The organism is Leptospira yasudae, from assembly GCF_003545925.1.
Classification (GTDB): Bacteria; Spirochaetota; Leptospiria; order Leptospirales; family Leptospiraceae; genus Leptospira; species Leptospira yasudae.
On sequence record NZ_QHCU01000013.1, the window covers coordinates 1 to 16,080 of the forward strand.

12 protein-coding genes are annotated in these 16,080 nt (G+C 46.2%); 7 read left to right on the forward strand and 5 right to left on the reverse strand.

The window, feature by feature from the left end; genetic code table 11:
* Positions 1–1,340, reverse strand: a 1,340-nt coding sequence (locus tag DLM76_RS21270) for an Ig-like domain-containing domain (protein ID WP_167450814.1), incomplete at its 3' end; no start/stop codon positions are given.
* A gap of 880 nt (positions 1,341–2,220) precedes the next feature.
* Between DLM76_RS21270 and omp85 the strand changes: the two genes are divergently transcribed.
* From omp85 to DLM76_RS21305, 7 genes are all read left to right on the forward strand, one after another.
* The gene (omp85, locus tag DLM76_RS21275) at positions 2,221–3,648 is read left to right on the forward strand and encodes an Omp85 family outer membrane protein (protein ID WP_241548335.1); all 1,428 of its coding nucleotides are present in this window, start codon (positions 2,221–2,223) and stop codon (positions 3,646–3,648) included.
* Positions 3,649–4,233: 585 nt separating this feature from the next.
* Entirely contained in the window at positions 4,234–5,664 is a 1,431-nt protein-coding gene (locus DLM76_RS21280) for a circularly permuted type 2 ATP-grasp protein (RefSeq protein WP_118957438.1), read from the forward strand.
* Between the two features lie 36 nt (positions 5,665–5,700).
* Complete coding sequence (locus DLM76_RS21285; RefSeq protein WP_118957437.1) at positions 5,701–6,642, forward strand: alpha-E domain-containing protein; 942 nt, start codon at positions 5,701–5,703, stop codon at positions 6,640–6,642.
* A gap of 48 nt (positions 6,643–6,690) precedes the next feature.
* Positions 6,691–10,008, forward strand: coding sequence for a transglutaminase family protein (locus DLM76_RS21290; RefSeq protein ID WP_118966529.1), 3,318 nt, complete (start codon positions 6,691–6,693; stop codon positions 10,006–10,008).
* A gap of 30 nt (positions 10,009–10,038) precedes the next feature.
* On the forward strand, positions 10,039–12,573 hold the full coding sequence (locus tag DLM76_RS21295; protein ID WP_241548336.1) for a circularly permuted type 2 ATP-grasp protein: 2,535 nt from the start codon (positions 10,039–10,041) through the stop codon (positions 12,571–12,573).
* A complete protein-coding gene (locus DLM76_RS21300) occupies positions 12,566–13,441 on the forward strand; it encodes a transglutaminase family protein (RefSeq protein ID WP_118966530.1) in 876 nt (291 codons plus the stop codon). Before DLM76_RS21295 ends, DLM76_RS21300 begins: the two co-directional genes overlap by 8 nt.
* Positions 13,442–13,572: 131 nt before the next feature.
* Positions 13,573–13,983, forward strand: a complete 411-nt coding sequence (locus tag DLM76_RS21305) for a hypothetical protein (protein WP_118957459.1) — start codon at positions 13,573–13,575, stop codon at positions 13,981–13,983.
* Positions 13,984–14,008: 25 nt separating this feature from the next.
* On the opposite strand, the gene DLM76_RS21310 is transcribed toward DLM76_RS21305, so the two are convergent.
* From DLM76_RS21310 to DLM76_RS22055, 4 genes are all read right to left on the reverse strand, one after another.
* A complete protein-coding gene (locus DLM76_RS21310) occupies positions 14,009–14,506 on the reverse strand; it encodes a GNAT family N-acetyltransferase (RefSeq protein WP_118957434.1) in 498 nt (165 codons plus the stop codon).
* Between the two features lie 84 nt (positions 14,507–14,590).
* On the reverse strand, positions 14,591–15,052 hold the full coding sequence (locus DLM76_RS21315) for a GNAT family N-acetyltransferase (RefSeq protein WP_118966531.1): 462 nt from the start codon (positions 15,050–15,052) through the stop codon (positions 14,591–14,593).
* A gap of 115 nt (positions 15,053–15,167) precedes the next feature.
* Positions 15,168–15,575 (reverse strand): hypothetical protein, encoded by a 408-nt coding sequence (locus tag DLM76_RS21320; protein WP_118957432.1) that lies wholly within the window; start codon positions 15,573–15,575, stop codon positions 15,168–15,170.
* Positions 15,576–15,667: 92 nt separating this feature from the next.
* Positions 15,668–15,790, reverse strand: a complete 123-nt coding sequence (locus DLM76_RS22055) for a hypothetical protein (protein WP_277749351.1) — start codon at positions 15,788–15,790, stop codon at positions 15,668–15,670.
* Between the last annotated feature and the right edge of the window lie 290 nt (positions 15,791–16,080).

Consider the following 16,080-nt stretch of genomic DNA (forward strand, 5'->3'; position numbering starts at 1 on the left):
CCCGCAAGGTCTTTGACTGTGGTCGTAAGGGAAGCCGTATACGTCGTGTTATACGCAAGAGCCGGAGTAGGGTCGAAAGTGGCAGATGTTCCCGCACACGTAACGCTTCCCGGAACGGCGGCGCCACCGTTTAACGTAAAACTTGCGGTCGTAATCGTGGCACAGTTCATCGGTTCGCTGAAAACGGCGCTGACATTCGTGTTGATTCCTACTCCTGTCAATGTATTTGCCGGAGTCACTAACGAAACCGTCGGTGCGGTGGAATCCGGTGCGACACCCGTACTAAAGGTCCAAGTAAAGGGTGCAGCGAGAGAATTTCCTGCGAGATCTTTTACTGCCGTCGAAATCGTCGCCGTGTAAGTCGTTGCATAGGCCAGGGGTAAGGTTGGAGTGAAGGTCGTCGCCGAACCGATACAACCGACGGTTCCTGCTACCGCTGTGAATCCATCCGTAAGAGTGATGTTTGCCGTTGTAAACGTAGAACAATCGATCGGTTCGCTAAAAGCCATGCTCAAAGAGCCGTTGACCGAAAATCCATTGGATGTATTTGCAGGATTGATAAACGAAACCGTCGGAGCAGTGACATCCGGTGCGGCTCCGGTCGTAAAATTCCAAGCATACAGAGTCGTGAGGGCGTTCCCCGCTAAATCTTTGGCGCCTGTTGTGATTCTCGCCGTATAGGCCGTATTTGCTGCAAGGGGAACGGTCGGTGCAAATGTAGCGGAAGTTCCTCCGCAGGTAACGGTTCCCGCGACTGCGGCTCCGTCATCCAACGTAAACGTAGTGTTGTCTATCGTTGTACAATTTACGTTTTCGCTAAAGGCAACGCTAACGGAAGAATTGTTCGGAACCGTAGGGTTTCCGTTGTTTGGGGTCGTTAAGGAAACGGCGGGAGCGATTAGATCTACGGTCGCAGCGGTCGTAAAATTCCAAATCAGATCTTCTTTGAGAGAAATTCCCGCTGCGGATTTAATTTCTTTCGCAATTGTTACGGTGTACGTTGTTGAGGAAGAAAGAGCGGAATTCGGTGTGAGAACGGCAGTCGTATTGTTCACCGTCAAGCTAGCGGGAATTAAAGTGGTCGCTTGTTTGAGAAAAAAAGTAGAAGCTGTAACGCTGGAAGGATCAAACGCTTCACTGAACGTAACCTGAATCGCCGTATTCAAAGGAATACCGTTCACGCCTGAACCCGGAGTGATTTGGGAAACGCTGAAAGAATTTCCTTTTCCGCTTATATCTAAATACGCGAGAAAAGGCAGATTATTTTTGCTTCCATTGACGCAATTCGCGTTCCAGACCAAAAATAGAACCAGTAAAATGGTTTTCGTAATTCTTTGCATAGTAACCCTCCAACGAAATCCGGGCTTCTCTCATTGATTGCTCCGGCGCTCATCGGATAGATTAGCACACATCGTTATCTTGGTTCATTTTAGGTTATAATATGAATTATAAACTTTGGAGACCAAAGTACGCGTTTGTTTGTCTCTCAAATTCTTGTCAAATTCACTAATATGAACACTTTATTATGAAAAAAAATTTTTACGTACATTGGTTTAGTTGTCTAAAAAAGGAATGCTAAAAATTCTTTCGTAAAAATCCCAAAGAATCTTGTTCATTTTATAACGAGAAAGCATAAACTCCACTGCTTAAAAAAGTGTGCTCAAATTTAGAACAAAATGAATCTCAAAAAGGACAATTGCTGAATCAAAATTGAATATTCCGATCGTTCAATTGTTGGAATGCAATACTTTCGTGTTTGCCCATCTTTCTTTCTCTATTGTAAGAAAAGATTCAACACAATCATTCTTATCATTCTTTGCATAACTACTTCCAACCGATCCCGATCGATTCTCTGTGCAGAAATCGAAATCCATCGATCAGTGTCGCGCAAATCGCGATTTTCCATCTCGCCGGTTTTAGATTCTTTGATGCGCGGAGAAGAAAAGAAAGGATCTCGCAGAATCTAACGAATTTCCGTTTCACGGATCATGCGGACTGTTTATTATGAAAATTTAATATAGTTCGCTCGTTTTGCGGAACGGAGATACAGGCGAATCGATCCTGTTTGCGAGATCGATCGTTTCGCTTTGTCGGGAACGAAATGCGGTACAGACTTCGTTTGGGAGGCAAAGAATAAGTCTATACAAATTCAATCCGTTTGACCAATTGGCCTAAGGAAGCCCTCGGATTATGTGTTTTTGCCGCCTTCGAATTCGGACGATGATCGGGCTTTTGGTTCTTTTATTTGGAAATATATTTCCAGTCGCAGGCGAGGGAATTCAGAACGTTCCTCAGGTAAGAATTCCTTTGGACGAGAGCAAAAGGCTGGATCCGGGAGAATTGGCCGAAAAGAGGGAAGGTTGGTATGTAACCGCGATTCCTTTGTTGAGCTCCGATCCGGTGCGGGGCCAAGGCGGAGGAATACGAGCCAGTCTCTTTTTCAACGGCAAGAAATCGGATCTTTATTACGAATACGAGCCGTATCGAAGTAAGGTCACTCTTCAGTTGTTTCAGACCAACGAAGGGGTAAAAAATCATTTCATTCAGTTCGATTCTCCCTATCTTTTCAATACCGCATTTCGGTTTAAAAGCAGTTTGGGACTGGATTATAACCCGAATTCTCAATATTTCGGAATCGGAGAATCCTCGCTCGGAACCTTATCGTATCGACCGCGTAACCTTCCCGGCGTAGGGCAAGTAGGCAACGCAAGTTTCGACGCGTATGAAGCGTCTCAATCCTACATTCGTCCATCGAGGGCCGCATCCGAAATCACTCCGACCGTAAGCGATCAAGGATACAATCAATATCTGTTCAACTCCACGACTCTCTTCAACAGCATCGATTATACATTTTGGAAAGCGTTCAAATGGGTCGTAGCGAACGAGATTTCCAAAAACATCATCGGTCATTCGGACGGGGTTTGGAATCCGTCGAAAGATCCGTATTGGGCGGGAAGCATTTGGGAAACATCCGTTCCCAACGGAGAATCCAAACTCACCGAAGATTACAAGGCCGGAAAAATCCGAGGATACAACGGAGGAGAAATCGTATATCTACGCGCCGGGATCGCATACGATACGAGGGACTTCGAGCCCGATCCCGATAGAGGAATATTAGTAGAATTGAATGTGGCAAACGTATCCAAACACACCGGTTCCAATTTCGATTACAACAAAGTCTTCTTTCAGACCAAATACTTTTATAAAATTCTTCCGAGCGTTTTCGAAGAATTGGTTTTTGCGACCCGAGGAGCGCTCGGATACACTTCCAAAGGCGCTCCTTTTTCCGAAGTGCGGTATATGTGGAGCTTGGACGGACCGATGACGGGGATAGGAGGATTGCAAACGATGCGGGGGTATCGTCAGGATCGTTTTGTCGCTCCTATGGTCGGCTTCGGAAGTATGGAGCTTCGTTGGAGATTTGCTACATTCAAAATCGGTGATGAACTTTTTACCTTAAGTCTTGTGCCCTTTTATGACGTGGGCCGCGTTTGGGATTCCGAAAAAAGAATCAATCTTCAGGGGTATAAACATTCCTGGGGCGGCGGACTTCGAATCATCTGGAACCAGGCAACCGTGATTCTGATCGACTTTGCGAAATCGAGAGAAGATACGCAAATGTTCGTCGATTTCAGTCACGCGTTTTGAAAATTGCGAATTCGTTTTCGAATCGATTTGCGAGGATGAATTCTCGTTTGCTTTGAAAGAATTCTTCCGTTTTTCAGAAGAAAGATTCATCGTTTTCAGGATCGAAAAACGGAAAGATAATCCGGGTTCTGATATTAATAAATTGTGAAATAATTTATTACTGATTTCATTCTGCGAAGCCTTTCTTGAATCCCCCGTTATTCGGTTTCCTGTTTCAAAGCGGATGAATTCTTCCGCTTTGATTGAACCAATCGTTTGAATTTACGAGCCGAAAACTCGACTTTCCGGTTCAATTAGAAATCCAGAATCAACCGAATTCTTCTAAAAAGCGATTTGTCGGTCCAAATACCCGCCGTCCTCCAGACATAGAGATCCACGCTGCTTTAACCAATTCCCCTTCCATTCTCCTCAAAAAGACCAAATTCTCATCAAAACTCGCTAATTTTCTCAGGAATATTTTCATTCAAAAATCAATTTGTATAAAATATAAGCATATATACTTAAGTTATCTAAAAAATAAACAATAATTTTAAAAACTGCTTGCAAGTTGTGCTTATTTTAAGAAATTCTAATTGAGGTGTGGATATGCTTCTAACCAATTACGAGACGGAATCTTTCTATGATGAGATGTTTTCGCCGGAGGGCGGAATTCGGCAGAGTTATGATTTTCTGAAATCCAGAATCGAAACGATGGACGACCGAGAACTCGTCCGCAGAAAGTCGAGCGCGGAAAAGGCTCTGCTTTCGCTTGGGATTACGTTCAACGTGTACGGAGATGAAGAGGAAGAAGAAAGGATCATGCCCTTCGACATCATTCCTCGTATCATCACTTCTCACGAATGGAAAAAGCTGGAAGAAGGTTTAAAACAAAGAACCCGCGCACTCAATCTTTTTATCCACGATATCTATCACGATGAAAAAATCATCAAGGACGGAGTCGTTCCCGCGGAATACGTTTATTCTTCCGCAGGTTATTTAAAGGAATGTAAAGGAATCAATCCTCCACAAGGAACTTGGATTCATATTTCGGGAACGGACCTGGTCCGCAACGGAGACGGAACGGTTCACGTGTTGGAGGACAATCTCCGTTGTCCTTCGGGCGTTTCCTATGTATTAGAAAATCGTGAAGTGATGAAAAAGACGTTTCCGGAACTGTTCGCAAGTTTGAACGTGCGTCCCACTTACGACTATCCGATTCGTTTGCGGGGAATGCTCGAATACATGAGCGGCAAATCCAATCCTTCGATCGCGGTCTTGACTCCGGGAATCTACAATTCGGCTTATTACGAACATTCTTTCCTTGCGCAGAAGATGGGAGTTCCTCTTGTCGAGGGAAGCGACCTCGTCGTCAAGGACGACAAGGTTTATATGAGAACCACAAGAGGTCTCAAGGTCGTCGACGTGATCTACAGACGGATCGACGACGCATTTCTCGATCCTCTCGTCTTTAACAAAGAATCGCTGTTAGGCGTTCCCGGAATTTTCGAGGCGTATAAAAAAGGAAACGTCGCTCTTGTGAACGCTCCCGGTGCGGGTGTTGCGGACGATAAGGTTCTTTATACGTTCGTTCCCGCGATGATCAAATACTATCTCGGAGAGGAAGCGATCATTCCGAACGTTCCCACTTATCTTTGTTCGAACGATAAGGATCGGGAATACGTGAAGGAGAATATCGCGAATCTCGTCGTAAAGGCGGCCAACGGAGCGGGCGGTTACGGAATGCTCATCGGTTCCCGTTCAAGCAAAAAGGAACAAAAGGAATTCTGCGAACTCATCGATAAAAGCCCGAGAAACTACATCGCACAACCGGTCCTGAGTTTATCCAGAGTGCCCACTCTGATCGAAGATAAACTCGAAGGAAGGCACGTGGATCTCAGACCGTTCATTCTCTACGGTGAAGACATCTATGTGATGCCCGGCGGTTTGACGCGCGTCGCCTTAAGAAAAGGATCTCTTGTCGTGAATTCTTCCCAAGGCGGCGGTTCGAAAGACACTTGGGTGATGGGCGAAGGCTAAAACATAAAAACACACATTAGAACGAAAGAGGTTGCTATGCTGAGCAGAGTGGCTGAGTCCGTGTACTGGATGAATCGGTATATGGAGAGGGCGGAGAATTATTCCCGGTTCATCGACGTAAATTTTCAATTATCCCTGGATTTGAACGAGGACGTAAACCGCCAATGGATGCCTCTCGTTTATACGACCGGCGATAACGAATTGTTTCAGAAAAAGTTTTCGGACGCTTCGAAGGAGAACGTGATTCACTTTATGACGTTCGATACGGAGAATCCGAATTCGATTCTGAATTGTCTGATCCGCTGCCGGGAAAACGCGCGCACCATCCGTGAGAATATCTCCACTCCTATGTGGGAAGTGATCAACGAATTCTATCTAAACTTCAAAGCGAAACGGCATTTCACCGATACGGATCTGACCGCGCTGAGCGAGTTCTTTAAGTCGATCCGAAATCAATGTCTTCTGTTTTACGGATGTCAAGAGGCGACGATTTCCCAGGACGAGGTTTGGTATTTCGCGCAGCTCGGACGTTATCTGGAAAGAGCGGATAAAACCGCGAGAATTCTCGACATGAAATATTTCATCCTTCTTCCTTCGCACGACGTTGGTTCGAATTTGGATTTGCTCCAATGGTTGTCCCTTTTGAAATCCACGAGCGCGCACGAGATGTTCAACCGGATCTACCAAAAGATCACTCCGAAGAACATCGCGGAGTTTCTGATTCTAGATAGACAATTTCCGAGGGCGGTTCGTTTTTCTCTTCGTAAAATATTCGAAAGTTTGAAACTACTCAGCGGAACCGATCCGGACGAATATTCCTGCGAAGCGGAAAAACGAGTGGGGGTTTTGTTATCCGAACTCAGTTACACGTCCGTGGACGAGATTTTCAGTTCGGGAATGCACGAATATCTGGACAAACTTCAGCTTCAGATCAACGGGATTCACGATCGGATCGACGAACGTTATTTTCGATTTTAGAATTCGGATTTTTTAATACGAAACAGCTTTTAGGCGGAAAATTTTTTTATGTCCATTCGAGTCGCTCTCACTCACGAAACCGTTTATCGTTACGATCGAAGCGTTTCGCTTTCCCCCCACGTCATTCGTCTTCGTCCGGCTCCTCATTGTAAAACGAATATCGTTTCGTATTCCCTGAAGGTGGAGCCGAACAATCAATTTCTCAATTGGCAACAGGACCCTTTCGGAAACTTTCAGGCCCGTTTGGTTTTTCCGGAAAAAACGGATCGTCTGAGCGTCCTCGTAGATCTCGTCGCGGATATGAAGGTCATCAATCCGTTCGACTTCTTCGTCGAATCCTATGCTGAGAATTTTCCGTTTGAATATGAGGAAATTCTAAAATACGAATTGGCTCCCTATAGTGTTCCTTCCGAAAAAGGAACCTTATTGAATTCTTATCTTAAGAATTTGAAAGCGGACGGTTTTGCTAAGCCGCAGCGGATCATCGATTTTATCGTGGCTCTCAATCAAAAACTTTCGAACGACATCGGTTACGTGATTCGTATGGAACCGGGAGTGCAGACCTGCGAGGAATCCCTTCAAAAAAGAACGGGATCCTGCAGGGATTCTTCGTATCTGCTCGTTCAGATTCTGCGTCATTTCGGTTTAGCGGCGCGTTTCGTTTCCGGTTATCTCATTCAATTGAAAGCGGATCAAACTCCTTTGGAAGGTCCGAAAGGTCCCGAAAAGGATTTCACGGATCTGCACGCGTGGGCGGAGGTTTTTCTTCCCGGAGCGGGTTGGGTGGGAATGGATCCGACTTCCGGTCTTTTGACGGGAGAAGGACATATACCGTTAGCCGCAACACCCGAGCCGATGAGCGCGGCGCCTATCTTCGGTTATGCGGACCCGGCCGATACGAAGTTCGACTTTAAAATGGAAGTCGAACGGATTCAGGAAAGTCCGCGCGTTACGCTTCCGTATTCGACGGCACGCTGGAACGATATTTTGCGGAGAGGAAAGGCGCTCGATCACAAGATCAAGGACTTGGGTCTTTCGATTTCCATCGGGGGGGAACCGACTTTTATTTCGGATTCGGATCGTCAGAGTCCGGAGTGGAATCACGAAGCCCTGGGGGAAGACAAGTTCGAACTTTCAAAAAGTCTAATGTACAAACTCAAGGACGAGTTTACATCCGGTTCCTTTCTGCAATTCTCCCAAGGAAAATGGTATCCGGGAGAACCCCTGCCTCGCTGGAGCATCGGTTGTTTTTGGAGAAAGGACGGACAGGATCTTTGGAAAGATTTTTCATTGTTGGCGGACGGTCCCGAAACTTCCGGTTCAAAGGCCAAAGCGGAGAATTTCGATCCTCATAAAGCGTCCGAAACATTGGCCTGTGCGATCTGCAGAACTCTCGGAATCGATCTTTCGTATATCGTTCCGATGTACGAGGACAATCTGTATTATCTTTGGAAAGAGGGAAATCTTCCCTTCGAGATGGAGAAAAAACTTTCCACCGCGTTCGACACGTTGGAAAGACAAAGGCTTTTGAAACTTTTGGACAAGGGTTTTAAGAAGGAAGCCGCGTTCGGTATTCCGGTATTTTATAATTATGTAAAGAAGGAATGGGAAAGTTCGGTTTGGCATTTTCGACGCGAGAAGTTGTTTTTGATTCCGGGGGATTCGCCTGCGGGTCTTCGAATTCCGTTTTCGGCGGTCGCGGATCGTTTTCGGGAAGTTCCGTATTTTACTTCGATCGAAAAGAAGGGCGCGCTTCCTTCCCGCAAATCGTTGGATGCGCTCGTTCAGAAGAGAGTGGATTCTCCAGGAAAAACGTTTTCCGAAAAGAATCTTCCGGTTCAATCCACGATCGTTGTAGAAGTTCGCGACGAGATTCTGCACGTCTTTCTTCCGCCCGTTCCTTCCACGGACGTTTGGGTCGAACTGATCGCTAGCATTGAACAAGCCGTGCTTGCTTCCGGATTTCAGGTTCGCATCGAAGGATACGAACCTACGATGGACGAACGAATCGGACAATTCAAGATCACTCCCGATCCGGGCGTGATCGAAGTGAATCTTCATCCTTCGACTTCTTTTGCGGAGCTGGAAAATAAAACGAGAATTCTTTACGAGAAGGCGATCGAAACCAAACTCAGCACGGAAAAATTTCAGATCGACGGAAGGGCTTCCGGAACGGGCGGCGGGAATCACATCACGTTAGGCGCTCTTGTTGCCGATGAAAGTCCTTTTTTGAAACGGCCCGATCTTCTCCGAAGTTTTGCGACGTATTGGCAGCATCATCCTTCCTTATCGTATTTATTTTCGGGTCTTTTTATCGGAACGACTTCTCAATCCCCTCGTATGGACGAAGGAAGAGAGGACACGTTGTATGAATTCGAGATCGCATGCAGACAGGTCGATCATCTCGAAAGCGTTCCTCCTTGGCTCGTCGATCGTCTGTTTCGCAACCTGCTCGTGGATATCACCGGCAATACTCACAGAGCGGAAATATCCATCGATAAGTTGTATTCTCCCGCGGGATCGACGGGACGTTTGGGGCTTGTCGAGTTTCGAGCCTTCGAGATGCCTCCTCATTACAAGATGAGCGTCGTCCAGCAGATGTTCGTGTTGTCTTTGTTGGCGCGTTTTTGGGAGGAACCGTATCGTCTTCCTCCGATTCGAAGAGGAACGGAACTGCACGACAAATATCTTCTTCCGTTTTACGTTTGGGAGGATTTTAAGGACGTTCTGAAAGACCTGAAGGCTCACGGTTATCCGTTTTACGAAGAGGATTTTATTCCGTTTTTTGAATTTAGATTTCCTGAATATGGTCACGTTCAAAAGGATCAGATCCGTTTGGAACTCAGGATGGCATTGGAGCCTTGGGACGTTCTGGGAGAAGAGGCGAATTCTTTCGGAACGTCGAGAGCGGTCGATTCCGCTTTGGAAAGAATCCAAGTGAGAGTGGAGGGTTGGACTCCGGGAAGATACGTTCTTTCCTGCAACGGTTACGAGGTTCCACTCAGGTCCACGGGAAAAAACGGGGAAGCGGTCGCTGGAGTTCGGTACAAGGCTTGGTCTCCGGTTTTTACGTTGCATCCGAATCTTCCGATCACAAATCCGCTCGTGTTCGATCTTTGGGATTCATGGAGCGAAAGATCGATCGGAGGTTGTAAGTATTACGTTTCGCATCCCGGCGGAAGAGCGTATGATACGTTCCCGGTGAATTCTTTCGAAGCCGAAAGCAGAAGGATCAATCGGTTTATCGATCAGGGACATACGGCCGGGGCTACGGAAGCTCCGAAAAATCTTTCCCATCCGCATTCTCCCTATACCTTGGATTTGCGACTTGCTCCGGGGCCGGGTTGGAAAAAAAAGTCTCCGTAAAGAATCGCCAAAATGTACGGACATTGAATCATGGTTCAGAATTTTATGGTCAACCCATCCAACGCCAGATTGAACTTGCGGGAAGGATACAGCCCGATTCCGTCCGTTTACGACGAACTTTACGACGGTGAGGGAAAACTCAGATCCAAATACGAATTCCTGATCAATTCCCTCGAATCGTTAAGCGAAGAGGATCTCAATCGAAGAAAAAGGGATTCCCTGAGAATTCTTCAGGAAAACGGTGTGACATACAACGTATACGAGGAACCGGGAGCCGTGGAAAGGCTTTGGTCCTTGGACCTGTTCCCCGTTTTAATGGAAAGCAAGGAATGGGAAGAGGTCGAACGGGGACTCATTCAAAGAGCCGAACTCCTCGACGCGTTGTTCAAAGACGTATACGGTCCGAGAAAACTTCTTTACGATAAAAAAATTCCGCCGGAAATTCTTTTCAGCTCCCCCGATTTTTTAAGACAATGCAACGGCTTCGGCCATTCTACCACGAACGAACTTTGTTTTATGGCTTCCGATCTTGCGAGACAAGAGAACGGAAGTTTTGTGGTGATCGGGGACCGCATCCAAGCTCCGAGCGGTTCCGGTTATTCTCTGGAGAATCGAATCGTTCTTTCTAGAATTTTTCCTTCGATCTACAGGGATTCGCAAGTGCATCGTGTCGCGTTGTATTTCCGTTCTTTGCGGAAGGCGCTTCAATCCCAATCCAAGATGCAGGATCGCGAACCGGTCATCGTTCTTTTGACGCCTGGCGCGGGGAATGAAACCTACTTTGAACACGCGTATCTTGCGGGTTATCTGGGTTTTACTCTGGCCCAAGCGGAGGACTTAACCGTTCGAAACAATTTCGTCTTTATCAAAACCGTCGAAGGTCTGCAGCAGGTGGACGTGATCTTTCGTCGCGTCGTCGATTCGTATATGGACCCTCTCGAACTCAAAGGCGATTCTCTTTTGGGTATACCAGGAATTTTGAATGTGATTCGGGAAGGAAACGTCCGCGTCGCGAATCCGATCGGTTCCGGCTTTTTGGAAAACCGAGCGATCCATCCGTTCTTATCCTCTCTTTGCAAATATTATCTTTCCGAAGATCTGATTTTACCGAACGTGCGGACTTTGTGGATGGGAAATCCCGAATCCATGAAAGAAGTTTTCGATCGTCCGGAACGATTCGTATTCAAACGTGCGATGCGCGATCCTCTCGAACCGGGAGTTTTTCTTTCCTCTCTTCCGAGAGCGGAAATCGAAGAAGTGCGTAAAAAAGCTTCACTGCATCCGGAACGTTATGTGGCACAGGAGATCGTGAGCGGTTCGACTTGTCCGGTTCTCTCGGGAGATAAACTGATTCAAGGTCGTTCCGTGTTCCGCGCGTTTACGACTCTTTCCGAAAACGGTTATATGACGATGCCGGGCGGTCTGGTCCGGGTTACGGAGAATGTCGAAGATTTGATCGTGACCAATCAAACCGGAGCCGTGTCGAAAGATCTTTGGGTTCTTGCATCGGAGGAAAAAAAGGACGTTACGCTTCTTCCGGGCAAAACGGAAAGAATGCAGATCAAACGTTCGGGTGCGAGTATTCCGAGCCGGGTTGCGGACAATATGTTCTGGATGGGACGTTATGCGGAACGTTCGGAAAACCAAGCGCGATTGTTGCGCGAAGTCATCTTGAAGATGATTCACATGGAAGAAGCTTACGAAAAGGATCACGTTCAGCTTTTGCTGCAAACGGTGACGCACGTAACCGCGACGTATCCCGGCTTTTTGCAGCTTAATTTGGACGATCCGTTACAAGGCGCCAAAGAACAGATGTTCGCACAGGTATTTTCTGCGCATGTGACGGGAGGGATACAGTCCGATCTGAATTCTTTCGTTCGATCCTCCAAGTCCGTAAGAGACCGGCTTTCCGAGGATATGCGTTATATTCTTTCCATGATCGAAACCGAAGGCGCGGGAAAGGCGGCGTCGTACGATGAAATATTAGAATATTTGATTCTTCTAATAACGAGACTTGCGTCGCTTTCCGGTTTGGGGATCGAAAGTATGTCCCGAGAAACCGGCTGGTATTTTATGAATATGGGAAAACGGATCGAACGAGCTTCGTATACGATTCGTCTCGTGACTTCCGTTCTGAATCTTTCCACGCTGTACAACAAAAGTATGTTCGAAGCTCTCTTGAACATCAACGACATCAAGATCACGTATCGAAGAAGATACAGATACAGAGTCGAGGCAGAGTCCGTTCTGGATATTCTTCTGTTCGACGAAACGAACCCGAGATCGCTCGCGTATCAGCTCCGTAAAATCGGGGAATACGTTTCCTATCTTCCTCACTCCGAAAAGGAAGAGGCGACCGCGGAAGAACGAATCGTATCCGAGGTGAGAAACCGTTTTATTCAGGAAGACGCAAAACGGCTTTTCGAATACGTGAATCCTTCCTTAAGCATCGTGCGTTGGCTCAACGACATCAACTATCAGATCGCCTCCTTGTCCGAATCGATCGGAGCCAGATATTTCCGATACGTGGAAGAACAGATCCAACTCGGAGATTACAATGGCTGAATATACGGTAAAACACGTTACGCGATACAACTATCAGGAAGAGGTTTCGCACTGTCATAATCTCGCGCATATGTGTCCGGTGACCAATCGTCATCAGGATTGCAGCGATCTCAAGTTGAGAGTTCAGCCCGGACCTTCCGTATCGGGTTATCGCAAGGACTACTTCGGGAATCTGGTATATTCGTTTTCCGTAGAGGATTCTCATACGTCCTTGGAAATCGTATCCGAAAGCCGCGTTACGACGCATCCCGTCGATTACGGGGATTTGACTCATTCTCCCAAGGTTTCCGAAATCCCGGTTCTGTTGAAATCTTCCCATTTCAAGGAGGATTTGGAGGCGTTGGAATACGTTGCGGATTCTTCGTTTATCAGCAAACATCCTGTGTTTGCGGAATTCGCCCATTCTATGATGGATTCGGAAACGCCGCTATTACAGGCGGTGATGGATTATACATTCAAGTTTTATAAAACGTTCGAGTTTAAGTCGGGCGCTACCACGATCCACACTCCGCCGGCTCAGGTTTTAAAAATCAAGAAGGGTGTTTGTCAGGACTTCACGCATCTTTCGATCGCCGCGTTACGAAGCATCGGAATTCCCTGCCGATACGTTTCGGGTTATATCGAAACCTTTCCTCCTCCCGGACAAAAGAAACTGCAGGGGAGCGACGCTTCACACGCTTGGTTTTCGGTGTATTCTCCCGGAATCGGTTGGGTGGACTACGATCCGACGAACGGAAAAATGTTAAGCGAAGAGTATATCTTCACATCCGTCGGCCGCGACTTTTCGGACGTTTCTCCTTTGAAGGGGATTTTGTTCGGAGGCGGAAAACACAAACTCAAAGTAGAGGTCGACGTGATTCGCGGGTAAACATCGCGCTTTTCCCGTCGATCGTTTGAAGTCAGAAGGGAAGAATGTTCTGATCCTTCCGTTTTTTTCACTTGCCTCCTCGTCCGAAATCTTTTACAGTATCGTCCGAAAAAACTTTAGGACGAATCGATATGAATCCAATTCTTAAGAATATTCTCGCGTTTATCGCAGGCGCGATCGTCGGGAGCGTAGTCAACATGGGAATCATCACCGTAAGCGGTTCGATCATTCCTCCTCCGGCCGGGGCCGACGTGACAACGACGGAAGGTTTGAAAGCTTCGATTCATCTGTTCGAACCGAAACATTTTCTCATGCCGTTTTTAGCGCACGCATTGGGAACGTTCTCCGGAGCGATCGTCGCCGCTACTATCGCAGCGAGTCACAAACTGCTTTTTGCTTTGAGCATCGGGGTTCTGTTTTTAGCGGGAGGAATCGCAAGCGTATTCATGATTCCTTCTCCTCTTTGGTTCACCTTCGTCGATTTGGCGGGTGCGTATCTTCCGTTCGGTTTTCTTGCGGGAAAATTGGCGGTTAAGGATTAATGGAAAAGTAGAATATTCTAAAATTCTAAACTAATTTGCGGAAACGAACGTAGAAAGGGTCGTAACCCATGGCTTTCCAGAAAGAAACCGCGTTTTCGTTTTCCGCGATGGCCCTGAGTTCCACGCTTTTGAACTCCTGATCCTTGGCCCAGGATTCGCAGGCGAGGACGAGGGGTTTCATATAACCCGCTTTTTGTTTTCCCCGTTTGGTTACCGCAAGATCGATAAATAGGGTTTTGTCCTCTTCCAAATACGGTTTGTCTTCCGTTCTTGCGATCAGAAGCGATACGAGTTCGGAACCCAAAAAACCTCCGAGCAACAAAACCTTCCCCGTACCTCTCAATTTTAAATAGACGTCGATCATCTTGGTTCCGGCCCGAGGGCGGATCTTGAAAACTCCGTCGAGTTTCATCGAGTTGACGAGACGAAAGAATTGATTTACGAGTTCGATCGCGCTTTCCCTGTGTTCGGGAAGAAGATTGGCGATTTGAAACGGTTCCGTTTTCGTTTTGGATTTCGGCATGATACTTTAAATGGGCGTTGTCCGATTCGAGTAGAACGATTTTTGTAAAAATCTACGAAGTTCGTATATTTGCATCCAATTTTTTTAAGAACGGATTTCGTAGCTGAAGTGAACGACTTCTTCTCCGCTTCCTCCCGTCGCTCTATAAAAATCCACGGCTTCCTTGTCCTCTTTCAAAGCGTCCACAAAAATCGATCCGATCTTTTTTGAAGCGCAGTAATCTCGAAGTTCGGATAATAAGGAAGAACCGATTCCTTGTCGATGATACTTCGGTAAAACCGCGATATCGTAGAGAAACATTTCCAACGCATCGGAAGAATACATCGGCAATTCGTAGCCGGTCAGTCCTCCGACGACTTGATCGGCATCGAGCGCGGCTAAGACTACGAATTCCGATTTTCGTAACAGGTCTTCGAGACGTTTCTCATCCGTGCCTGCAGCCGTTTTCGTTTCGAAAACTTCCGCGAACAATCGAACCAATTCTTGAAAAAGTTTTAGATCTCCCGAACTCAAGCGGCGGATTCGGATGGAAGAGGGATCGTTCATCGGGAACCTCGATCAAAGAAAAATTCGAGTTCTCTTATCATTGCAAACGAACGCAAATTCAAGAATTTCTTTTTAAAAAAATTATCCGACTTTCGAGTCGATGGAGATGGTTTTTTTAGTCTTCTCGGTTTTTTGCAAGAAAGGCGCACAAAATCGCAAGAAGGAACGTGATCGGTGTAAAGATTCTCGTTTCCAAACTGCTTTCCGCCAATAGATTCCCGATCGTATTGAGTGAAAACAATGCGGACATGATCCAAAGAAGGATGCGTACGACTTTGGGAGGAACGGCTTTTTGGAAAAAACCGTTTTGGATCAACGCGATCCAAATAAAAAAAGAATTCAACGTTAAGGAGATGAGTTCGAATACGATCATCTGTTCACGGCTCTGTAAGCGACCTCCCCATACGATTGTGAACGGAATCAGACCCGTCAAAACAAGAACGTGAAAGATTGTTACGAGAACGAAAATCAGAAGTAGAAGTTTCGCAGCGACGAGCTTTGCTTTTGAAGAATCGAATTGCATAGGAAATTTTTGCGAAATTTATCCTGCTATGAAAAGTAGAATTCTTTGTAAATGGGAGCTATAACAAAAAAACCGAGAGGGAATTCGCACGGTCAACGAATGGATTTTTTGATTTCGTTTAATTCTCCGGAAAGATTCTTTCTTGCCTGGGTTTCAAAACGACGGAAGAATTCTTCCGTTTTGTAGATTCTTTCCAAGCCGAGAAAGTATTCCAAGACTTTCTTTCTTCCGAGGAGATACTGGTCGTCCGTGTAAATCGAATATTCTCTTCTTATGTTTTTGTAATCATTTTGGATTCAAACAAACTTTCCTTCGAACTTCCGAGAATCCGTTTTTCTTTATGTTTTATATAGTTTTGCAGTTAAAGTTATGCGCTATTTACCACATTTTTCTATTGTGGTTCTATTTTTTCTTGCGCCGGTATCGTTTGTGATCTTAATTTGTCAAAAACATCACAAATTGGATGGATTTCTTATGTCGACTGCGGTGAAAAAGCGTTGTTTGC